Source organism: Scandinavium goeteborgense (assembly GCF_003935895.2).
Classification (GTDB): Bacteria; Pseudomonadota; Gammaproteobacteria; order Enterobacterales; family Enterobacteriaceae; genus Scandinavium; species Scandinavium goeteborgense.
In genome coordinates this window covers 109,952-129,596 of sequence record NZ_CP054057.1, presented here as the reverse complement: position 1 = coordinate 129,596, position 19,645 = coordinate 109,952, and the positions used below count along the sequence as shown (strand labels likewise).

At 46.3% G+C, this 19,645-nt stretch carries 18 protein-coding genes and 7 pseudogenes; 14 read left to right on the top strand and 11 right to left on the bottom strand.

The window, feature by feature from the left end; translation table 11 throughout:
• Positions 1-73: 73 nt before the first annotated feature.
• Both A8O29_RS00680 and A8O29_RS00675 read right to left on the bottom strand, forming a co-directional pair.
• A complete protein-coding gene (locus A8O29_RS00680) occupies positions 74-565 on the bottom strand; it encodes a GNAT family N-acetyltransferase (RefSeq protein ID WP_125355908.1) in 492 nt (163 codons plus the stop codon).
• Positions 553-819 (bottom strand): type II toxin-antitoxin system TacA family antitoxin, encoded by a 267-nt coding sequence (locus A8O29_RS00675; RefSeq protein WP_125355910.1) that lies wholly within the window; start codon positions 817-819, stop codon positions 553-555. Before A8O29_RS00675 ends, A8O29_RS00680 begins: the two co-directional genes overlap by 13 nt.
• A 263-nt stretch (positions 820-1,082) precedes the next feature.
• Here A8O29_RS00675 and A8O29_RS22645 point away from each other — a divergent pair, with 263 nt between their 5' ends.
• The 6 genes and pseudogenes from A8O29_RS22645 (at position 1,083) to traF (ending at position 5,588) form a co-directional block, all read left to right on the top strand.
• Complete coding sequence (locus A8O29_RS22645) at positions 1,083-1,184, top strand: Hok/Gef family protein (protein ID WP_246316603.1); 102 nt, start codon at positions 1,083-1,085, stop codon at positions 1,182-1,184.
• 447 nt (positions 1,185-1,631) lie between these two features.
• Complete coding sequence (locus A8O29_RS00665) at positions 1,632-1,847, top strand: hypothetical protein (RefSeq protein WP_125355913.1); 216 nt, start codon at positions 1,632-1,634, stop codon at positions 1,845-1,847.
• A gap of 238 nt (positions 1,848-2,085) precedes the next feature.
• A pseudogene (locus A8O29_RS22635) lies at positions 2,086-2,468 on the top strand (DUF932 domain-containing protein).
• An 878-nt stretch (positions 2,469-3,346) separates the two neighbouring features.
• Entirely contained in the window at positions 3,347-3,604 is a 258-nt protein-coding gene (locus tag A8O29_RS00655; protein WP_246316600.1) for a hypothetical protein, read from the top strand.
• A 732-nt stretch (positions 3,605-4,336) separates the two neighbouring features.
• Positions 4,337-5,066: pseudogene (locus tag A8O29_RS00650) on the top strand (Tn3 family transposase); the annotation flags it as partial.
• 93 nt (positions 5,067-5,159) lie between these two features.
• Complete coding sequence (gene traF, locus A8O29_RS00645; RefSeq protein WP_476748680.1) at positions 5,160-5,588, top strand: conjugal transfer protein TraF; 429 nt, start codon at positions 5,160-5,162, stop codon at positions 5,586-5,588.
• A gap of 198 nt (positions 5,589-5,786) precedes the next feature.
• Here traF and A8O29_RS00640 read toward each other — a convergent pair.
• Positions 5,787-6,131: pseudogene (locus A8O29_RS00640) on the bottom strand (GNAT family N-acetyltransferase); the annotation flags it as partial.
• A gap of 16 nt (positions 6,132-6,147) precedes the next feature.
• Here A8O29_RS00640 and repA point away from each other — a divergent pair.
• The 3 genes from repA (at position 6,148) to A8O29_RS00630 (ending at position 10,002) form a co-directional block, all read left to right on the top strand.
• Entirely contained in the window at positions 6,148-6,429 is a 282-nt protein-coding gene (repA, locus tag A8O29_RS22840) for a plasmid replication initiator RepA (RefSeq protein ID WP_125355886.1), read from the top strand.
• A 1,223-nt stretch (positions 6,430-7,652) separates the two neighbouring features.
• Positions 7,653-8,807, top strand: coding sequence for a low temperature requirement protein A (locus A8O29_RS00635; RefSeq protein WP_125355884.1), 1,155 nt, complete (start codon positions 7,653-7,655; stop codon positions 8,805-8,807).
• 169 nt (positions 8,808-8,976) lie between these two features.
• Positions 8,977-10,002: an IS110 family RNA-guided transposase gene (locus A8O29_RS00630; RefSeq protein ID WP_125355882.1), complete on the top strand. Its 1,026-nt coding sequence runs from the start codon at positions 8,977-8,979 to the stop codon at positions 10,000-10,002.
• Between the two features lie 256 nt (positions 10,003-10,258).
• Here the strand turns inward: A8O29_RS00630 and A8O29_RS00625 are convergent.
• A pseudogene (locus A8O29_RS00625) lies at positions 10,259-10,396 on the bottom strand (DUF4113 domain-containing protein); the annotation flags it as partial.
• Positions 10,397-10,466: 70 nt separating this feature from the next.
• On the opposite strand from A8O29_RS00625, the pseudogene A8O29_RS22630 reads away from it, so the two are divergent.
• Positions 10,467-10,610, top strand: a pseudogene (locus tag A8O29_RS22630) (ISNCY family transposase); the annotation flags it as partial.
• A gap of 188 nt (positions 10,611-10,798) precedes the next feature.
• Here A8O29_RS22630 and A8O29_RS00620 read toward each other — a convergent pair.
• The gene (locus A8O29_RS00620) at positions 10,799-11,869 is read right to left on the bottom strand and encodes an alkene reductase (RefSeq protein ID WP_125354385.1); all 1,071 of its coding nucleotides are present in this window, start codon (positions 11,867-11,869) and stop codon (positions 10,799-10,801) included.
• Positions 11,870-11,995: 126 nt separating this feature from the next.
• On the opposite strand from A8O29_RS00620, the pseudogene A8O29_RS00615 reads away from it, so the two are divergent.
• The 3 genes and pseudogenes from A8O29_RS00615 to A8O29_RS00605 form a co-directional block, all read left to right on the top strand.
• A pseudogene (locus tag A8O29_RS00615) lies at positions 11,996-12,247 on the top strand (LysR family transcriptional regulator); the annotation flags it as partial.
• Positions 12,237-12,515: pseudogene (locus tag A8O29_RS00610) on the top strand (ATP-binding protein); the annotation flags it as partial. The pseudogenes A8O29_RS00615 and A8O29_RS00610, both read left to right, overlap by 11 nt.
• A 434-nt stretch (positions 12,516-12,949) precedes the next feature.
• Positions 12,950-13,153 carry a hypothetical protein gene (locus tag A8O29_RS00605; RefSeq protein WP_174081190.1) on the top strand — a complete coding sequence of 68 codons (204 nt, stop codon included), beginning with the start codon at positions 12,950-12,952 and terminating at the stop codon, positions 13,151-13,153.
• 229 nt (positions 13,154-13,382) lie between these two features.
• On the opposite strand, the gene A8O29_RS00600 is transcribed toward A8O29_RS00605, so the two are convergent.
• Positions 13,383-14,548 (bottom strand): IS3 family transposase gene (locus tag A8O29_RS00600; protein WP_125355789.1). Its coding sequence is split into 2 segments (ribosomal slippage): positions 13,383-14,284 and positions 14,284-14,548, totalling 1,167 coding nucleotides; the frame shifts between segments, so codons are not numbered across the junction.
• A gap of 10 nt (positions 14,549-14,558) precedes the next feature.
• Between A8O29_RS00600 and A8O29_RS00590 the strand changes: the two genes are divergently transcribed.
• Positions 14,559-15,721, top strand: a protein-coding gene (locus A8O29_RS00590; RefSeq protein ID WP_217448703.1) for an IS3 family transposase whose coding sequence is annotated in 2 segments (ribosomal slippage) — positions 14,559-14,829 and positions 14,829-15,721 — 1,164 coding nt in all. Because the reading frame shifts where the segments join, the coding sequence is not laid out codon by codon here.
• Between the two features lie 50 nt (positions 15,722-15,771).
• On the opposite strand, the gene A8O29_RS00585 is transcribed toward A8O29_RS00590, so the two are convergent.
• From A8O29_RS00585 to A8O29_RS00565, 5 genes are all read right to left on the bottom strand, one after another.
• Positions 15,772-16,038 carry a YdgH/BhsA/McbA family protein gene (locus A8O29_RS00585; RefSeq protein ID WP_125355092.1) on the bottom strand — a complete coding sequence of 89 codons (267 nt, stop codon included), beginning with the start codon at positions 16,036-16,038 and terminating at the stop codon, positions 15,772-15,774.
• Between the two features lie 36 nt (positions 16,039-16,074).
• On the bottom strand, positions 16,075-16,626 hold the full coding sequence (locus A8O29_RS00580; RefSeq protein WP_125355091.1) for a DUF302 domain-containing protein: 552 nt from the start codon (positions 16,624-16,626) through the stop codon (positions 16,075-16,077).
• The gene (locus A8O29_RS00575; RefSeq protein WP_125355090.1) at positions 16,626-17,408 is read right to left on the bottom strand and encodes a hypothetical protein; all 783 of its coding nucleotides are present in this window, start codon (positions 17,406-17,408) and stop codon (positions 16,626-16,628) included. Before A8O29_RS00575 ends, A8O29_RS00580 begins: the two co-directional genes overlap by 1 nt.
• A gap of 170 nt (positions 17,409-17,578) precedes the next feature.
• Positions 17,579-18,835, bottom strand: coding sequence for a beta-propeller fold lactonase family protein (locus tag A8O29_RS00570; RefSeq protein WP_168713887.1), 1,257 nt, complete (start codon positions 18,833-18,835; stop codon positions 17,579-17,581).
• 28 nt (positions 18,836-18,863) lie between these two features.
• Positions 18,864-19,370 carry a YkgB family protein gene (locus A8O29_RS00565; protein WP_125355088.1) on the bottom strand — a complete coding sequence of 169 codons (507 nt, stop codon included), beginning with the start codon at positions 19,368-19,370 and terminating at the stop codon, positions 18,864-18,866.
• Positions 19,371-19,645: the final 275 nt, after the last annotated feature.

Here is a 19,645-nt window from a genome sequence, read left to right as displayed (position 1 = left end):
TAACCGCCGTGTTGTTAATAATATCCGCTTCTGGCTGTGAGTTGCCCCAGAGGGAATTACGGCTTGCGGGCGGTTAAATGGCAGTAGGTAACCGGAGAAAAAGTGTTTTCTCCTGTGTCATTGAAGGCTGGAATCCATGATGCAGGTAAAACTGTTTTGCCGCATCAGACAAGGCATGCACCATAATGGCCCGGACGCCAATATTCTCCGCAACCCGGCAAATACGCAGTACCGCATCGTGCAGTAAATCCGCCCCAAGGCCCTGGCCATGGTAACTCGAATCAACGGCCAGCCGGGCCAGAATTATGATGGGAAGGGGGTCAGGCATATTTCTTCTGAGCCCACCGGGTGCAATAGCATGAGTGACACTGCCGGTGGCCAGAGAGTAAAAACCAATCACCTGTGAAGAATCCTCCCGGCATACCACAAACGTTCTGGCGGCGCCGGTCGACTGGTTTTTTAACCCCCGGAGCCTGATCCATTCATCCAGTGCAGCTTCTCCTGAGTGAAACTCTGAAAGAATGTGAGTCGACTTTAGCGGTGCTGGAGCGGTTACTTTTCCCACTGCGGTTTTCTCGCCATGAGCGTATCCAGTGCCGGATTCGCTGTTACGGGTGCATCCAGCATATCGATAAATTCGGCGTACTGTTCATCATCAAGATTAAACATCCGGCGATCAAGGATCACGTTTTCAGCAGCCTGGCAGGCTATGTCTAGTATAAAGTCGGTGCGTGATTTATGGAGAATACCGGCAGCGGTATCGATCAACGCGCGCTGGGCTTCTTTAGCCCGAATGTTAAGCTGAACATCAGATTTCATGATGAGCCCCTGTATAGCAAATGATATACACAGCTTACACCTGCCGTATAGAGAATGCTATACACATTGAGACCGAAATTTTTGTGCCCGGACAGCTTTGAAACAATAAACCTATGCCTGAGCCAGAAGTAAGGACATTTGTGTCTTGCAACAAAAAGGCCTTTTCTGCTTTGCGTTGACATTTTGGAGAAGAAGGTGTTAAGGCTATGAAAATGCCGCGAAACGCTCTGATTTGGTGTGTATTAATAGTGTGTCTCACACTGTTGATATTCGCCTACCTGACCCGAAATTCTCTTTGCAAAATCCAGTACAGGGACAATAACAGAGAGGTGGCGGCTTTCATGGACTACCAATCCGCTAAGTAGCCAACCCCGGCGGGATGAAATCCCCCGATATCAGGGGCTGAAGTTGTCAAATAGACCGGAAGCGCCTTTTATTTTTGGTGATCGCGAGCATGAACAACCTGAAAGGAAAGCAGTTCACAAAGGGGAACGGGGCAGGGTGAAAGCGCCTGCTCACCTCCCTCATTTCCCTCATTTCCTTCTTTCCCCACCGAGTTGGCTTGGTTCTGTTATTGTGCTGATTCATTAAATCACATTATTTCCTGCACCTGACCCCGGTTTAGCGGTGCAGCAGATGGCCAGAACCAGAAGTGAAAACCGGACACTGGCCCCCTTCTGGCAAGGCTAAAATGAACACAGCGAGCGGCGGGGCGGCCTTGCCAGCGCGTTCCGGAATGGCCAACTCCCTTGATTGCGACAAGGAAGACTACAGAAGCATCTTGTACCGGGGAGCTTACCTGGAGCCAAATTATGGACATCTTTACCTGGAATATGGCCGCTTGGGTGCCGTCAGAAGATGGGATTTTCTCAGTGCCAGCCGATAGCGGGGAATTCTCTATCATGAATAACAATGCTTATGGCTATATATCTGCGTGGGTTGTGAAGGGTTATCCGGTGGCCGCCGTATTGCTGATGGACATATTTATTCGTGTGATTTCTGAATTTTGCAAAAAATCATTCCACTGAAGAAGAAACTAATATGATCAGCTTTGCTAACAGTTATCGTATGCCGACATCCATGCGTCGGAATCGCCCACTCACAAACGATGAGTTGGCGTGAATTGTCTGAAAATAAGCATGAATCACGTAAATATACATATCGACAATTAATATTCTCGACAGACTGAGGGATGAAGATTTTTAGCCATATTATGCTACGCAGTCATGTACCTGTGATATTGAAAAGCGTGATTTTACGAAGCACATGTTGCGCCTGTGTCGTCATGACAATATTACGGGTAAAGAAGTTTCTAAGATTATTCTTCACAATAGCCATGATGACTCCAGTAGTTACAAGATGATCCCGGCATGTTTCGCCAGGTTTGTACACATGACCTAGTTGCCTGGGAATATTTTGGCGAAATCAGCGTGCATCATAAAGTTGATATTTTCACACAGGTAATCGAAAGTGCTTATCAAGTTCTGAAAACGTTTGATAACGTTGTGGGCAGTATTGAGCAAATGCGAAGTGTTCAATTTTCAGAGCGTGAGCAACTTATTTTTGGTGCGACTGCACTTGAGCATGAATATGACGGTGGTCATGCGCCAATTACTCCGACAAGTATAATTAACCATCTTCACTGGTAAGATAATTATGGGGGTTTATGGACCACTTTTAATCGTGTCCAGGAAAATGTTATTCGCGGTATTCCACAAATATCTTCCGTTCCGTTCGTGTTGGCTCCGAAGACCGGTCCTGGATTAAAATCGACATAAGCAGCAACGAAACCAGTAAACTATTCTCATAATAACCCCATCTATTGTTTTCTGAATGAGCCACAGGGTATTTCCTAAAAAAACATGCCGATCGTTTTAATCAAGATAAATCACTACAGACGCGCGTGTGGCGCTCCAGGACGAAGCGAAAGTCTCATGTGAAATTAAACCAAGCCAAGGCAGGTAACCTATTTCAAAGCCACTCTTTGCAAACCCTTTAATCACCACACCCTACGCAAGACTCCGTATTGCAGTTTTAACGTTATAAAACAGGCTGATACATTAATTATAATAGGTAAAGTTGAAATGTGAAGCTAAAAGGTGTGTTAATCAACACACTTTACAGTGCCGTATTAGCACACCTTGCAGTGCTTGATTGACACACCTGATGGTGCCTATGTAGGCACCATCAGGTGTGTCATTTGTGTGTATCTATAAAAAACATAAAGTAATATGCCAATAGTGCCGTATTGACACACCTGCACAGTGCCGCTATAACACACCTGTATAAGCTTAGTCTCGACCAGTAAAATGTCAGTTCTGATGGGGATTGCACTCATCAATCCTATGAACAGGCAGACTAAAAAGTGTTCGAGTAGTGCTACATTAGGCACTGCCCCAACTTTTGATAAAATAAGATTCCACGTAAGAACATCTAGTTCAAAGATAAAATATACCGTGAAATTGAAACTATTCTAGAAATAGAGATGAAGATGGGGGAGACCTCGTCTGAATCCAACTATACCTCTATGATTAATGAACTGGTCAGGCTTGGTCTGATGGTTTACAAAAGCAAGGAAGAAGGCCCTACCTTCGACCTTGAAGGATACCGACGTAACTTATTTAAAAAGGTCGATGGTACACGTGAAGGTATGATTATACACACTACACTCATATCTGAAATGTACCTTAAGTACCTTGGCAGGGAAGCGCTGAATCGCCTGGAGGAGCTGGTTCATCAAAACTTAGAATCAATTAATAATGCTGAAACTGAAGCAGAGAACTAACATTTTATTAACGAACAGGAATAAATAAACGGGTCATGAAAACTGGTTTCTTATGCCCGTATTTAAAGGTTGTCATATTTTTGTTTTGTTGAGTACTCAGCATCTTTTATTTTAATTTGAGAAAACCTTCAAACTCCAATCAAAGAACTTTCAACACCTGTGCATCTTCATTCTGTTCAAGGATGTGTTGACTGTAATATCCAAAACTATCCAGAGATCTTGTCAAAGTTTCTTCGTTCAGGCTGCAGTCAGAAATTCGTGCTAAGTCTCGAATCTCGTTAGCGAGATTCTCTGGTGTTATTATATTGTTTCCGGTAATTCCATTCTTTTCATTATCTCGCCATACAAAAACTAATTATTCTGTATTTACACTTTCCTCTGTCTCAGTTAGCGGGGTGCTGTTAATTAATACTGAAAGCCATTCTTAGAATTTTACTGCTAGGTAAATTAATTTCTCAGTGTTTGTTGATGCAATTAACGGATTATCTGGTTGATAATTTAGTGATATCAACAATCTTGTAATGATTTCTTCATTAACTCTCCTGTTGCTCGTTCGAGCTGATATTCTTAACTCCATTAACAACATTTCAGGCGCTCGCTATCTCCACTCCACTGGCATTTTCGGGGCTGGCCTCGGCCTGATTTCATTTTATTGCTCGTACTCATCTCTTATAGATTCATGCACCTGCATGGATAACGATCAGGCTGCACTTTCCAGCGAACTGGCTGCCGTTACGGGACTCCACCCACGTACTTGATGGTCTGCTGTACCACGAAACTGATCTGGAAATTACAGAGCATTACACCGACACCGCAGGTTTCACTGATCATGTTTTCGCGCTAATGCATCTGCTCGGATTCGCTTTTGCGCCAAGGATCCGGGATCTTCATGACAAATGGTTGTTTATTCATGGAAAAACTGAGTTGTATCCGGGGCTTCAGTCAATCATCTCCGCAACCAGCCTGAATCTAAAGGAAATTGAAACCCACTGGAATGAGGTCCTGCGTCTGGCAAGCTATCTGAAACAGAATGGGTCTGGCAAAGGCGCTGAGATAGATTGGGCGTATCGAAAGGTCATTGTTTATGCTGGACTGGTTCAGGGACCCTACACTGCGTCGACGCGTACAGGGGGGGCTGAATAAAGGTGAGGCTCGCAATGCCCTTGCCCGAGCGGTCTTTATGCACCAGCTGGAGAATCAGAGCTATCGAGCCAGCGGTCTGACATTGCTGACTGCGGCGATCTCACTATGGAATACGGTATATATAGAAAGAGCGATAGATTCTTTGAGACGGAAAGGTATCCCGATTAATGAGCAACTGATTACCCATCTGTCACCACTGGGATGGGAACATATCAACCTGAGCGGGGATTACGTCTGGCGAACAAACCTGAAACTGAGACAGGGTAAATACCGCGCATTACGCTCAGTGAATAGTATCCTGTACAAAAAACAGGCTTAGCGTAGGATATTTTCCGTTTTCCAAGCGGACCGCGTTAACCGCGCCATTTTGTACCCCACTGCAGATAACACCGCGACATATCTTCGATTGCAGATGTTTTGGACCGATCGGGGACCGATGTTCAGACAGTCATTCGCGGCCGCGCAGCTGCAACACCCCGACTGTATTACAACCTGGAGTACCCGCACTACAACAGCATGGCCCCGTATGTTCAAACCCGGGACCCAATCTGCTATAAGTGAAATGGCTCAGGAGTATGGCCTGTTCTATTTCTGTGATCCTATCGATGTGTTGCTGGCCGGCGTTGTGACTGATTTTGCGAAGCTGAATCATATCTCCCTCATCCCTGTGACGATTGATTGCCAGGTGGCGCCTTCAGTACCTGAAAGTCGGCAAGACACAGGGCAGAGCAAAGCTATGAATGTGAGCTGCCTTACAGCAGCCGGGTTTGGACTGGACATCGTGAACAGAAGCCTCTGGCCAGTATCATCCGGGAGGCGCTGTAGAATTCAGGCTGGTTGAAACGTGACGGTGTCACGATTGAAACCCGTTCTCCGGTATGACTGGATAGCAAGACACGATGGATGGTGGGTTCATATCGCCCAGAACGGTGTAGTAGGGCTCCGTTTGGGAAACGGAAAATATTGTACGTTATGATGGTTTTCTGTATTGAGTGATTTCAATCAGGCGAAAAGGTCAATACTTCTCTCAGCCAGCTTTCTATTGTTTCGCCAAATATTTCCGCATCAGTGCATTTTGTAGTGTCACGCCACGACGGACAGGAAAACCCCGTTCCACTACATGAAAGCCGTGCCGTAGAAAGAACTCTTCCGCAGCCTTACTCACATTTGGAGTAAGTTCACCAATTCCAAGTTGTCTAGCTTCTTCATGAATACAATTCATCAGTAGTGTTCCTACTCCCTGTCTCGGGTATGTTCCCGAGACAAAGAAATGGTCAATGTACCCATTTGGCTGAACATCTGCATATCCAGCTATTTCACCATCCACTTCAACAACAAAGGGGCGCAGATCCTTCATGTGATTGGCCCATTGTTCGGGGTCGATAATCAAGCTTGGACTTATGCATGACGGTGAAGATATCTCTCCTGCGCACGCCAGACGCCGCTGGGCAGAAAACTGCACCCTGGCCGCCCTGAAGTTTCGCCGTAAGAAAGGTGCCGAGCGCAAACGAGCCAACCGCCTTGCCCGGCTTCCCCGTGACAGCCAGGTGTATGAGATGAGCAAGTCCATCTTAAAGACCATGCCCCCTGACGAGGCATATTGGTGCACGTCAGAACGACTTGAGCAGCTGGCCATTCAGCGCCTCTACCAGCTGAAGTTGTTCGAGGCATCGCCTTCTTAGCGAAACAACCCTTCGAATAACTCAACGAAAGCCCCTCCGGGGGCTGTTTGTGTTTCCTGTCATCTATTGAAACGGCGCGAATTTAACCACCGCAGGACTCTTTTTTTGCTCAAAGGTCCAGGAATGGACTTTACACACGAATATCGACACCGTGACAGTGAGTTATGAACAGAAATCCGCAAACGAATAAGCGAAGAAACCCACAAATGAGTAAAGGAGATTCCGCAATTTATTCTTAACCCCCTTCTTTTATCCCTGTTCACTTCGTTTCAGGGAGATCCCTTATCTCCGTAAACACTGTGGAAAACAACACAGAGGACTTCACTTGCTGCAGCCGGAACAGCCACGCCGTTCAGAGAACGACAGAGTTAGCACCCCACGCTAACGCATGGGGCAGTGAGAACAGAATAGTGAGAAGACCACAGTGACGCCTGTGAGCTTTGAGGGATTGGACAAATCCGCCACCGGCGGATGCGGCAGAACATAGTTACAACATACGTCCAGGCGTCACTAAACACCGGTCCCGTGCAAATTTGAAACCTTAGCGCTGCCCCCGACCACTGAAAAGCCCCGCCGCCCCGGCCCTACGGGCCGGAACTGCATCGCTTTTAATGATGGATGTTGTAACTATAATATGGTGTCGCTGTAAGTAGCTTCGCTGAAGAAATGAGTGACACGCTCGTAAGCGGCCTCACGGCTCGCTAACGCGGAGATACACCCCATCTGCGGCTTCGCCTTGCTGTGGTCACTCCGACCGCGCACAAAGGCTCCAGCGTCGCGTTAATATCGTAATGTCGTGCAGGGAAGGGGGCGGGTCTGCGTGATATGTAGCATCTGGGGCGGCTACGCCGCGCTACCGGCGCCGTTCAGCTCCTGCGACAAAGGTAGCGGCATCTGGCGCCTGCATACACCTTACCGGCGTATTAAGCCACTGTCCCTCCTGACTAAAAGGTGCGAAGTCTCGTCAGAAAATATTATCTTTCCTTACAATTGTAGCTGGCCTGACAGCACTATTAACTTATCATTTATTAATGAAAGTCGTAGAAAATGAGCGACACCAGAAATCATAAATTTACTGCGCTGATAACGTAACAATGCTCTCCGATACTCATAACTCTGTTTCCCGAACGTTAGTACCAGGAGCATTCCGACCATTGATGATTCAGGTTGGAACATGGGAAAATAAAGAAGGGAAATAATCATGTTTCAAGCTGGTAATAATAATGCCTAAAAGTTTTCTTCGTCTACGCAATGGAATAAGTGCTAACGTTTCATTTTCTGAATTATTCTTCGATCTGATTTATGTTTTTGCTGTAACACAACTATCCCATTACCTGCTTCATCATCTAACTTTGATTGGGGCACTTCAGACCCTGATTCTGTGGTTCGCTGCGTGGCTCGCATGGCAATATACTGCATGGGTTACTAACTGGTTTGATCCTGACACACGGAAAATCCGTCTACTATTATTTTTCCTCATGCTTTCTAGCCTCATTTTTGCAGCTGGAATTCCTGATGCGTTCGAAGGACGCGGGCTTGTTTTTGCACTCGCCTACATAACCATTCAAGTTGGACGTACAGTCTTCGTGCTTTTTTTACTTGACCGGGATGAACCACTCAAGAAAAATTTTCAGCGTATTTTGGGCTGGCTGGTAATCTCAGCGATATTCTGGCTTGCAGGAGGACTGACATATGATAATACTCGGCTGGTTTTATGGGCGATCGCTGTTCTGTGTGAATACGTATCCCCTATGCTCGGGTTCCGGCTGCCTCTGCTAGGAAAGTCAGTGAGCCATGAAGAGTGGAAAATTGAAGGACATCACCTCGCTGAACGCTGCCAGCTATTTGTTATCGTAGCGCTTGGCGAGAGTATACTCACTACTGGTGCAACATTGAGCGAACTAGATGTATGGGGTCCTCCTACCATTATCGCCGCACTGATTTCCTTCACGGGCAGTCTTGCTATGTGGTGGATATATTTTGATACCAGTAGCAAGGCTGGAAGTCACGCCATAACAAATACGGATAACCCAGGGCTGATGGGATCTTATTTCCATTACATTCACGTTATCCTTATCGGTGCAATAATCATCTGTGCAGTGGCAAACGAGCTGGTTATTGGCTACCCGGACCAGCGAATAAAAGCAATAACGGCTACTGTATTACTGTCAGGGCCAGTGATTTACATACTGACCAACGCCATCTATAAACGACTTGTATATGGCCGCTATCCTTTATCACACCTGGTTGGTATATTTGGATTCATTCTATTAATTCCCATTATGTTTTTAACAGATTTGTTAATGGTCAACACATTGGAAACGATCATTCTGATTGCTATCGCAACATGGGATAGCTATTCGCGTATTAACAATTAGTATCAGGGATACCGGCCAGAGGGATGTATGATAATTCCTCTGCCGGATTCCCGGCAGCTTCGCTGCTCCGGATACAACCGCCATTGGGCTTTGTTAATGGAATGGTCGCCCCCTACATCTTGTGCCACAGTGGGTGATAAATCGTCACTACCTGAGCGGAGCGGCCATCATGAACGTTAAGACTATCGGCATCGATTTGGCAAAAGAAGTTTTCCAGGTCCACGGCATTGACGAACACGGCAAGCGGTTGTTCAACAAGCAATTCAAACGAGCAAAAATGCTTTCATTTTTTGCCAACATCCCTCCATGTTTGATCGGTATGGAAGCCTGTGCTTCTGCCCACTTCTGGGCCGGCAAACTCATGTCGATGGGCCATAACGTCAAGCTGATGGCCCCTCAGTTCGTCAAACCCTATGTCAAAACCAATAAGCATGATGCTCCAGACGCAGAGGCTATTTGCGAAGCCGTCACACGACCCAACATGCGGTTCGTGCCGGTCAAGACCCCTGAGCAGCAAGCCGTATTGGCTCTTCACCGGAGTCGTCAGAGTTTCATCAAGCAACAGACCGCTCAGGCGAATCAAATTCGGGGACTATTGGCTGAATTTGGCATCGTCGTACCCCGGGGGATCCAGCAGCTACAGCTACAGTTACCTGAGATCCTGGAAGATGCTGATAACTCGTTGCCATCTCTGTTCCGTGTACAGCTGAGTCTGTTACAGCACCCTATGGCATATCTGTTCGATGTCATCGCTACGCTCGACAAGCAGATTGAGCAGTGCTACCGCCAAAATGCGCTATGCAAGCGTATCAGCAAGATCCCGGGCATTGGCCCGATCACCGCCACCGCACTAATTGCGACTATCGGCAACGCCAGCAATTTCGAAAATAGCCGACAGTTGGCAGCCTGGTCAGGACTGGTTCCACGTCAGCATTCAAGTGGTGGCAAACAACTCTTGCCCGGGATAAGCAAACGAGGCGATATTTATTTACGAACCTTACTCATTCACGGTGCCAGGGCTGTGTTGCAGTCGGTCAAACGTAAACAGGATGTTGTATCGGGATGGGCCAGTCGATTACTGGCACGCCGGAATAACAACATTGCTTCGGTAGCATTGGCTAATAAAAATGCGCGGATTGTGTGGGCACTATTGGCAAAAGACCAGGAATACTGTGCACCAATAATGAACGTTTAAGTATCTGAGTCAGTAAGACGGAAACAACACCACCGATTGTTCAGGCAAGCATGGGTCCGCTTGGAAAACGGAAAATATCCTACGCTAAGCCTGTTTTTTGTACAGACTACTATTCACTGAGCGTAATGCGCGGTATTTACCCTGTCCCAGTTTGAGGTTTGTTCTCCAGACGTAATCCCCGCTCAGGTTGATATGTTCTACCAGCTCTTTCTTCATGGCAGTAGTTCTATGAGATGCGTGCCACGGGAATGTCATGTCAACAACGGGTAGTGTAAGCCGGTGAGAGCATCGATCTCTTCATTTGCCATTCAGGTGCTATTCCCCTTCCTGCAAACCATATCTTTTCCGTACCAGAATGATTTATTTTATCCAGAAGGCCCATCAGCTGCTCACTGGAACGAAATCACCCATTAAGCTCGAAACGTTTAACGTAGGATAATTTCCGCATTCCATGCGGACCCCAGAATGCGCGTTTCGACCTGCGTTCGAAGTTCTATGTTAAACCGGCAGCCGATCATCCGTGGAATACATGCAGAACGCAAAGTATGTCCCCTGTTAAACCACCGAAGTTACCCAGACAGAAGGCTGACAGGGACAAATCAGGATGAATCCGGGACGGATTCATTTACCTGAATAGTCATGCAGAGGGGTAAAATGCTGCCTGTGCGTTTCTGGCGGATTTTCGGGTGGTTTGTTGCCTCTTTACCGGTTATCCGTCAGAAACGCCCTGAGCGCGTTTTAGCGGTGCGTACAATTTGGACAATATGTAAAACGGTTCAGAGTCCGCCTTAAGAACTCAGATTTTTTTACCAGCAAGAAACGGATAATCGGTGTAGTACTTATCCGTGCCGCCAAAAAATCCTTCAGGATGCGCCTCATTCATGGCTGCATGTACTTTCAGGCGCTCAACAAAATCTGGATTTGCCAGGGCCATCGCGCCATAAGATTCAAGCTCAGCCATGCCAGAGTGAACGTCCTGACCGATATCATCACGTGGACGCCCAGGGCGATTAAGGATTAGCGTGCCTGTCCAGCGCTGGCGAAGGTCATTCAGAAGAGGTTCATTTCCCTGGTGCATGATATGCAAATATGCAAGGCCCAGTTTATTCAGTTCGGTAACAAGGTAGTGATACAGGTCGGCACATTCTGGGCCTTCTTCGATTCCCCATAAGTTCAAACCCGGAGACAGTCGGATCCCGGTACGGTCTGCGCCAATCTCCTCAGAAACAGCCTGAGCGACTTCTATTGCAAAGCGAGCGCGGTTCTCTATGGATCCACCATACTCATCCGTGCGGGAATTGGCACTCAGGGCAAGAAACTGCTGGATCAGATACGCATTAGCCCCATGAATTTCAACACCGTCAGCACCCGCTTCAATCGCCCTGCGAGCTGCAAAACGAAAATCTTCAACAGTTTGCCGAATTTCGGCAGTGCTAAGTTCGCGTGGCTCGGGAATGTCCTGCATGCCTGAGACAGTGAACATCTGTGTACCTGGCGCAATCGCAGACGGTGCAACCCCCTGACGATGGTGTGGCGTATTGTCCGGGTGAGACATACGTCCGGCATGCATGAGCTGGATAAAGAAATGCCCGCCTTTTTGATGAACAGCTTCTGTGACTTTTTTCCAGCCGACAACCTGCGCCTCAGTATAAATGCCAGGCGTGGTCAGATATCCCTGTCCATCGTCAGAGGGTTGTGTTCCTTCCGCAATAATCAGTCCCATACTTGCCCGCTGGGAATAATACAATGCGGCCAACTCTCCGGGTGTTCCATCAATATTGGCACGTGAACGCGTCATCGGTGCCATGACAAGGCGATTTTTCAAAGTAAAGCGACCTAAAGTCACAGGTGTAAAAATGTTAGTCATTATTGAATCCTTATGAACGCTGGATCCCGATGTTCGGGGTAATTATCATGCAGCAAGTATCAACTGTTTTATTAAGGGGATAAAGTGGTTAAAGTGGAAGTGACTGTTCCATTAATGGACTATGAGATGAAAAATTATCTGAGTGATATGGCTTTATTTGTTGAGGTCGTTAAAGCGCATGGGTTTCGAAGGGCTACTGAAAACACCGGCATTCCCACTTCAACGCTTTCCCGGCGTATCAGCGAGCTGGAAAAATCAACGGGACTACGACTACTGCACCGCACTACGCGTAAAATTGAATTGACTGAAGCAGGGCAGCTCTACTTTGAGCGGTGCAGGCGTATTGTGGATGAAGCGAGGCTGGCACATGAACAGTTACCGGGTGATAGTGATAGACGACCTCGGGTATGTCAAACGCGACAACGCGGAAACGGGTGTGTTGTTCGAGCTGATCGCACATCGTTATGAGCGCGGCAGTCTGGTCATCACCAGCAATCATCCGTTCAGCACGTGGGGTAGCATCTTCGTGGATGAAACGATGGCGGTGGCAGCAGCCGATCGTCTGATCCATCACGGGTATATGTTCGAGCTAAAAGGAGAAAGTTACCGGAAAAAGACTGCAAAGGCAGTAACCAGCGTGGCTTAAAACCACCAATCAATGGATGCGGCCAGAGTAGTTGGCGCCAGTCGGCAAAACTAGTTGACGTCTAATAAAAGGGGAAATAAAGGGAATACCAGCTACAAAAAGGCTTTAATTACTACCAGAATTCAGCCACTCGAGTTCAGCATCATATGCCGCTTTCAGGGGTTCTACGCCGGAACCGCCGAAATTTCCGTTACCCCAGTTTCAGCCCGGCAACCAGCTCATCCAGGTCAATAATTTCATTGCTGCTCTGGAAGGTGTAGGGGGCTGACGCTCAGTGGAACGAAAACTCACGTTAGGCGAGAAAGGTCGTATGACAAATCGATTAATGGACAGGATTGTCCGTTAAGTGCCAGAAGTTGACGTTGCTATCATCACGTTATATTAATCAATCGGAAGCAGGTTACAAACAGCACCGAACAGAGGGAGAGGTTGACATGTTTAATCAAAAAAAAGTTAAGGCGCTTTACAAAAAGGCTACCCAAGATCCAAAACACAGGACTCAGTTGAGCGAAAAATTGTTATCAGGACTAACTAAGGAAGTAAAACAAGAACGAGCAGCTTGCAAGAGCGGTTGTGTGCACTGCTGTTATCTCAGAGTAGATGCTTATGAATTTGAGGTGGATTCAATCATTGGCTGAATAGACCCGGATTTCCTAGACGGTTCCGTGCCTCATGTGGACTGACCCCACCCCGGTAGACGATCCTGCCCTATAGTTGGACTGACCCCACCCCGGTAGACGATCCTGCCCTATAGTTGGACTGACCCCACCCCGGTAGACGATCCTGCCCTATAGTTTGAGCATAGGAGGAGCGTATGGGCACACCACGATTTACACCTGAATTTAAGGAATGTAGTGGATCACAAAATCAGGACACCGGAATAACCTGCTTCCACTTTTCTTCATGCAGGTAAGGCGATAATCCACCATTGTTCGTATGAGGGCGGTACATGTTGTAATAACCATTTATCCACTGGTTTATGTCGAGTACCGCATGGCTAAAATCACCATAACCACCTTTGGGAAGCCATTCACTTTTAAGGCTGCGAAAGACTCTTTCCATCGGCGAATTATCCAGACAATTCCCTCTGCGACTCATACTTTGCATTACCCCATAACGCCAAAGTAACTTTCTGTATTTATTACTTTTATATTGAACTCCTTGATCTGAATGAAACAGAAGACGTTCATTACGCGGCCGTGTTTCCAGGGCATTACGCAAAGCCCTGCATACCAAATCAGCATCAGCGGTTAATGAGAGGGCTGAACCAATAATCCGGCGTGAATATAAATCAACAACAAGCGCGAGATAGCACCACCTGTCCTGCAGGCGAATAAAGCTGATATCGCCACACCAGACGCGGTTTGGTGCGGCGGGGTTAAACTGCCGGTTCAATAAGTTTGGCAATGCCGGACTGTTGTCTTCATTTATTCGGTAGCGATGTTTAACAGGCTGGTGACTGGTCAGCCCGCATTCCTGCATCAGTCGTCGCGCCAGCCACCGGCCTGCATCAACGCCACTCTGGCGTAACATCTGGCTGATTGCCCGACTCCCTGCAGCACCACGACTGAGAGCATGCAGTGCTCTCACCCGACTTCGTAATGCAATTCTTTGTACATTAACCGGATGCTTCACCTGCGCGTAATAAACGCTACGGTGAATACCGAATAAATGACAAAGAACCTGCACAGGCCACTTTGCTTTCAGCCGTGTGATTAGCGCGATAACTTTCCGGGGGCTTCGCTCATCAGCACGGCAGCCTGCTTTAGTATTTCTTTTTCCATCTCAAGACGTTTTATCTGCGCTTTAAGCTGCTGAATTTCGCGCTGTTCAGGAGTAATAGCATTGCCGACGGGCTCAATACCCAGAAGTTCCTGCTTATAAAGCCGTATCCATTTGCGCAAATGGTCAGGGTTGAGTTCGAGCGCCTGAGCAACTTCCCGTACATCTCGCTGGTATTTAACAACCTGTTCGATAGCTTCGAGTTTGAACTCCGGGGAAAATGTGCGTTTAGTCCGACGAGTTTTGATCATGTATCACCTCATGTTCACTGTTTTAACATTAACAGGATTTCGAGGTGTCCTGAATTACCGATCCACTACAGAAGAAGCCGTCCGTCAGATAACGGAACGCGGTTATTCCGTCGCCGAAGTATCTGACCGTCTGGGTGTTTCTGCACACAGCCTCTACAAGTGGCTACGGGCTATCAAACCTGATAACAGCGAACAGCATGCCCGGGATTTACTGGAAGCCAAAAGCGAGATCCTGAAACTACGGGCGCAGCTAAAACGCACCGAAGAAGAACGGGATATCCTAAAAAAGGCCGCGCGGTACTTTGCAAGGGAGCCCGACTGAAGTACCGCTTTATCAATGAGCACCGCACTGTATGGGGTGTCATGACGATGTGTCGGGTACTGAATGTTGCCCGGGCCGGGTTCTATGCGTGGCTGCACAACCCGGTCTCGGCGCGTGATAAAGATAACCAGCGTCTGCTGATGCTTATCCGCGACTCATATTCACTGAGCGGAGGCGTATACGGTTACCGGCGGGTTCATGGCGATCTGAACGAAATCGGGGAAACCTGCGGTAAAAACCGGGTGGGCCGCATTATGCAACTGAACCTGATCAAAGCCGTACGAGGCTATAAAGCGCCGCGTCGTATCGCTGGCCGACCTTCAGTGGTTGCCCCTAATCGCGTGCAGCGGCAGTTTACCGTTGTCCGGGCCAATCAGGTCTGGGTCACCGATATTACTTATATCCGCACCTGGCAGGGCTGGTTGTATCTGGCGGTGGTTATCGATCTCTTCGCCCGTAACGTGGTCGGCTGGTCGATGAAGCCCACTCTCTCACGCGAACTGGCACTGGATGCGCTGATGATGGCGGTCTGGCGACGTAAACCGGACAGCGAGGTCATCGTGCACTCAGACCAGGGAAGCCAGTACGGCAGCGACGATTGGCAACGGTTCTGTCGGGCCAATAACCTGGCACCCAGTATGAGCCGGCGTGGCAACTGCTGGGATAATGCGGTGGCCGAATCGTTCTTCAGTTCACTGAAAAAAGAACGCATCAGGAAGAGAATATACAAAACCCGGGATCTGGCCCGGGCGGATGTCTTCGATTACATTGAAGTGTTCTACAACCGGGCCCGGCGCCACAGTCACCTCGGCGGCGTCAGTCCGGAGGCCTTTGAACAGGCCTCGTCGTGAGGACAGAATTTGTCTACGGTTGTGGGGTCAGTCCACAGTTCGGAACTTAATTAATTGTACAAATCAGCTCTTGCTGTCACATTTGAGCCCATACCATCCATACCAATCGATGTGATACGGAAAAATTTTGCATCTTTACTATCCGCTTTACTCGAAAGTTCTTTCACCGCTTCATCAATCGTTCCATTTCTGACGCTAACGGAGATAGAGCCTAAATTTGTGCCCATATCTGCCATTTCGGAATGACGAATTTCCTTGGCAGCAAACGCACCACAGCTCATAGATAAAAGTGCAAAGGATAAAATTAATTTTCTCATCTATACCTCAAAATCAAGTGAATGCATTAATACAAATTAATGATCGGCGTTTATTTTTAAATTTACATCCACGACTTTTCCTATCCAACCTGAGAGTAAACCTTCAACGGCCTTGACTGCACCATTAGCCCCCTCAAGATGGTATTCGTGATTAATTTTGCATATATCACTCACCTGCAACCAAACTTGCCCATTTGCATCTTTCCATGCCGTTGCTTGAATTGGCAACCTCACAGCGGCTTCGATATTTTTGGAAAGAAGCATGGAGGCCAATTGTTGCTTTTCAAAGAACATACTTTCGACTTCGTTAATCTCCCCCCCATTATCCATAACTATTTTCTGTTGATTGATACGAATGAATATTTTGACCCCGGGCTCGCTATTTAAAAACCAGCTTAACCGGTCGAGAGTTTCTCCTACAGAATATGGACTAGCCTTTCGCCATTTATCCTGGCACTCACGTGGTTTATCAATATGATTTTCATTTCGAATAGAGTACGCAAACATCCAAAATGCAAATATAACTGAAAACAAGGATAGTAATATCAGGAGGATGCCCCTGCGTTTATTCATAAAGTAATCACACATTAATTGCTTTCTTGATCTGGAGATACTAATTCATATACAAACCACTCTAACGGATTATCTGAAAGGTTTTGAATAACTACGCTTTGAGCATTAATCAGATTCATGGATTGATCACCAGTCAATATTGACTTGCCGATAGCTGAAGTGCTGATATTCATCTCCCCCTTGAGGATATAAATAAAGGAAGGTCGATCCCTATAATCCTCAATAGGCAATGAAACACCCGGCTGCAAAGTAACCTTCCTGGCCCGCATAATTCTTTTATCCAGAGGCATTGCGCCAGCAGGCAGACTTATTTTTGAAAATGGAACTTCATATAAAGGATGATTTGTTTCATCATTTCCTCCCTTAGGGGCAGATTCGAAAAACTTATCATGCGTATCTTTTAATTTACCTTCCAATGGAATATTTTGTGGATATGTTTTTCCATTACATTCCTTACCATTATCCAGTAAATCAAAAGTGGTCAGTGTTAGTTGCCTGGTTTTGGATAAATTAACAGCATAATGGACGATATTATTTAGTTCAGCATAGCTCTCGCCGTATCCTACTTTTACAGGTTGTCGATGCCATGCACTGACCTGCATCCCTTCTCCCTCAACTACGCTTAAAATTGCAGGTCTGTTTTCATGACTATGAATACCAATTTTGCCATCAGGGATGACATCCAAACTACGCAGCCGTAAACTTCTGCATGATATGGGTTTATTTCCATTGGGCAACAGCACATCAGATACTTTGAATTCTTTTGTCGTGACTGAAGTAGCACCTTCGATAACCATTGCGGCGTAAGATTCCGGTATCAATAAGCTACCCAAAATGCATGACATGATAGTTAACCCAACTTTAGGCGTATATGACCTGGAAAACAAACTTTGTATGCACATGATTTATCCCTAATTAAATTATTCCGGACTTACGTTAGATATCTAAAATGAGCCTTGCTCGGTGATTAAAATCCAGCAATACCTTGTGAACTGTTTAATGGAATGGCATAACTCCCTACTCGCTTTAATTCATCGTCAGACATTTTATAGGCGACTAGCTTTGCCGCCGCTGGGTATAGTTGGTAAAAATACCCATTCGAAGAGGACCAACTACCAATAGGCGAACCTGTATTTACCGCCGCAGAGTCATTGGAAAGATCTGAGGGTTTAAGTATACCCATTTCAGATTTAGACAATGAAATATGCTCATCACTAATCCGAAAACTTACGACCTGACCGCTGTCATAACCCGTTACGAATGCAACCTTCCCATCTGTCGAATAACTTATCCAACATGTACCGACCTTTTCTTTTCCTTGACCGCTAACGGGGGCCACAGCAGATGACAGTATTTCCACATCCCCATTTGCATCAAGTTTATTGAGTACTGCTTTTCCCGGGTCTGAATCTAATGTGTTAACAAAAATCCCGTCTCGCCCTTCAATAAACTTCAAACCAAAAGGAGACTCACCTCCGGCGTCAAAGAATTCTGGCTGTCCTAAATCTCCATTTTGAAGGATAGGGAATACGGCCAATCCATTTTCATCTACAGCATTTGAAGGCGTTAGCTCGAATTTTCCGTTTTTCTTTTCAGGTCGTTTGTCATACACAGCATTTGCTAAGAGAAAATTTCCCGAAGGGTCAATTTGGACCTGTGTCAGAATACGGTCGCGTGCATTACCAGTATTAACAGTATGCGTCCCTTTGATTAAGGTTAAATGCCCATTTTTAACATTAAAGACTTTGATGTGATTAGGCCCTAAAGAATGACCAACATACAACATCTGGTTCTTGTCATTATACGACAATGTATTAGAGACACCATTTTCCCCAGTACTGACATCATTGATAAACTCGAGTTCACCATTCTTATCAATTCTGAAACTGGAAACACTGTTATCGCCCGCATTGACAACAAATAGGTATTTATTATCTCCACTAATAGTTAAGGCTCCTGAACTGACGATACTATCAGGTGCAGATTGTTGCCCCGTAAGATGTTTATAACCGGCAGTCCCTTTCCCCATCGTTGGCAAACGGCTCATTTCTATAAGTTGACCGTCTTCCGTTTGGGCATAATGAATAACTTTATTAGCAGCATCGTTTGTATTTACGTAAAGATGGTGGCCACTAAAATTATAGTTACTCGCCGCAAACGAAATTTGAGGTAAGCTAAAGACACTCAGCATGACGAGTGGATAGGCTGCTTTTAAATAATTCATGGCGATCCTCTGTATTGTAATGAAGGGGTTAATCACTGACATTCATAGGGTTATCGGTCTTAATTAACTTATTACAGCGCCTCATCTCTGCACGTAGTAAAAATAAGGAAGCAGCTAATAAAACAATATCTTTTAGTAGAAACTGAGCAGTACTGTTCAAGGCAGGAAAACTTCCAACATCAGGGGCTATCATGCCTGGAGTAGTAAATAAAAGGGTCAATGTAACCAGAAATGTGACAACCGAACCCGCTGCCCCCAAAAGACCGGCTAGCGGGAACCAGAATCCAATGAATAGTAATCCCCCAAAACTCCACTCTGCAACACCAAGTACATAACTCGCGCCTCGAATACCGAAGGTTGAGTACATCCAAGACAGCAATGGACTATTAGCAATAAGGTGAGTCAAGCCTGCAGCTTCATACTCAAACCATTTTGCGTAACCAAAAAAGAAAAAAACGATTACAAGGCTCGCCCTCAGCAAAATGGTTTCAAGGTTGTTTCTCGTTTCTACATTTAAAATGGGTAATTTATTCATAGCCTCACCCCCTAACTCTATCATATATAGTTATCACAATGCCGAAGCCAAACCACATCACTGATTACTTCAGTGATATTAAATAAAAATAAAACCAAGTAACCCCTGGATTATCTAGTACACACCAGGAAGGTGATGAACACGCCTAAAAAGACAAATGTCATAATGGTTAGAGTGACGATCATTTCTCTTCTCCTTTTAGATAAATTAATAACTGTAATGAAAGTGTCATCTTTATATGCTTTAAAGCGCATCTGGCTGTATTTAATAACTAT

What these genes read in the sequence shown, in the direction of transcription:
- A8O29_RS00675 (WP_125355910.1), bottom strand. Translation starts at nt 819, where the DNA reads ATGAAATCTGATGTTCAGCTTAACATTCGGGCTAAAGAAGCCCAGCGC.
- A8O29_RS00665 (WP_125355913.1), top strand. Translation starts at nt 1,632, where the DNA reads ATGGACATCTTTACCTGGAATATGGCCGCTTGGGTGCCGTCAGAAGAT.
- A8O29_RS00655 (WP_246316600.1), top strand. Translation starts at nt 3,347, where the DNA reads ATGATTAATGAACTGGTCAGGCTTGGTCTGATGGTTTACAAAAGCAAG.
- traF (WP_476748680.1), top strand. Translation starts at nt 5,160, where the DNA reads ATGTTTTGGACCGATCGGGGACCGATGTTCAGACAGTCATTCGCGGCC.
- repA (WP_125355886.1), top strand. Translation starts at nt 6,148, where the DNA reads ATGCATGACGGTGAAGATATCTCTCCTGCGCACGCCAGACGCCGCTGG.
- A8O29_RS00635 (WP_125355884.1), top strand. Translation starts at nt 7,653, where the DNA reads ATGCCTAAAAGTTTTCTTCGTCTACGCAATGGAATAAGTGCTAACGTT.
- A8O29_RS00630 (WP_125355882.1), top strand. Translation starts at nt 8,977, where the DNA reads ATGAACGTTAAGACTATCGGCATCGATTTGGCAAAAGAAGTTTTCCAG.
- A8O29_RS00620 (WP_125354385.1), bottom strand. Translation starts at nt 11,869, where the DNA reads ATGACTAACATTTTTACACCTGTGACTTTAGGTCGCTTTACTTTGAAA.
- A8O29_RS00605 (WP_174081190.1), top strand. Translation starts at nt 12,950, where the DNA reads ATGTTTAATCAAAAAAAAGTTAAGGCGCTTTACAAAAAGGCTACCCAA.
- A8O29_RS00585 (WP_125355092.1), bottom strand. Translation starts at nt 16,038, where the DNA reads ATGAGAAAATTAATTTTATCCTTTGCACTTTTATCTATGAGCTGTGGT.
- A8O29_RS00580 (WP_125355091.1), bottom strand. Translation starts at nt 16,626, where the DNA reads ATGTGTGATTACTTTATGAATAAACGCAGGGGCATCCTCCTGATATTA.
- A8O29_RS00575 (WP_125355090.1), bottom strand. Translation starts at nt 17,408, where the DNA reads ATGGTTATCGAAGGTGCTACTTCAGTCACGACAAAAGAATTCAAAGTA.
- A8O29_RS00570 (WP_168713887.1), bottom strand. Translation starts at nt 18,835, where the DNA reads ATGAATTATTTAAAAGCAGCCTATCCACTCGTCATGCTGAGTGTCTTT.
- A8O29_RS00565 (WP_125355088.1), bottom strand. Translation starts at nt 19,370, where the DNA reads ATGAATAAATTACCCATTTTAAATGTAGAAACGAGAAACAACCTTGAA.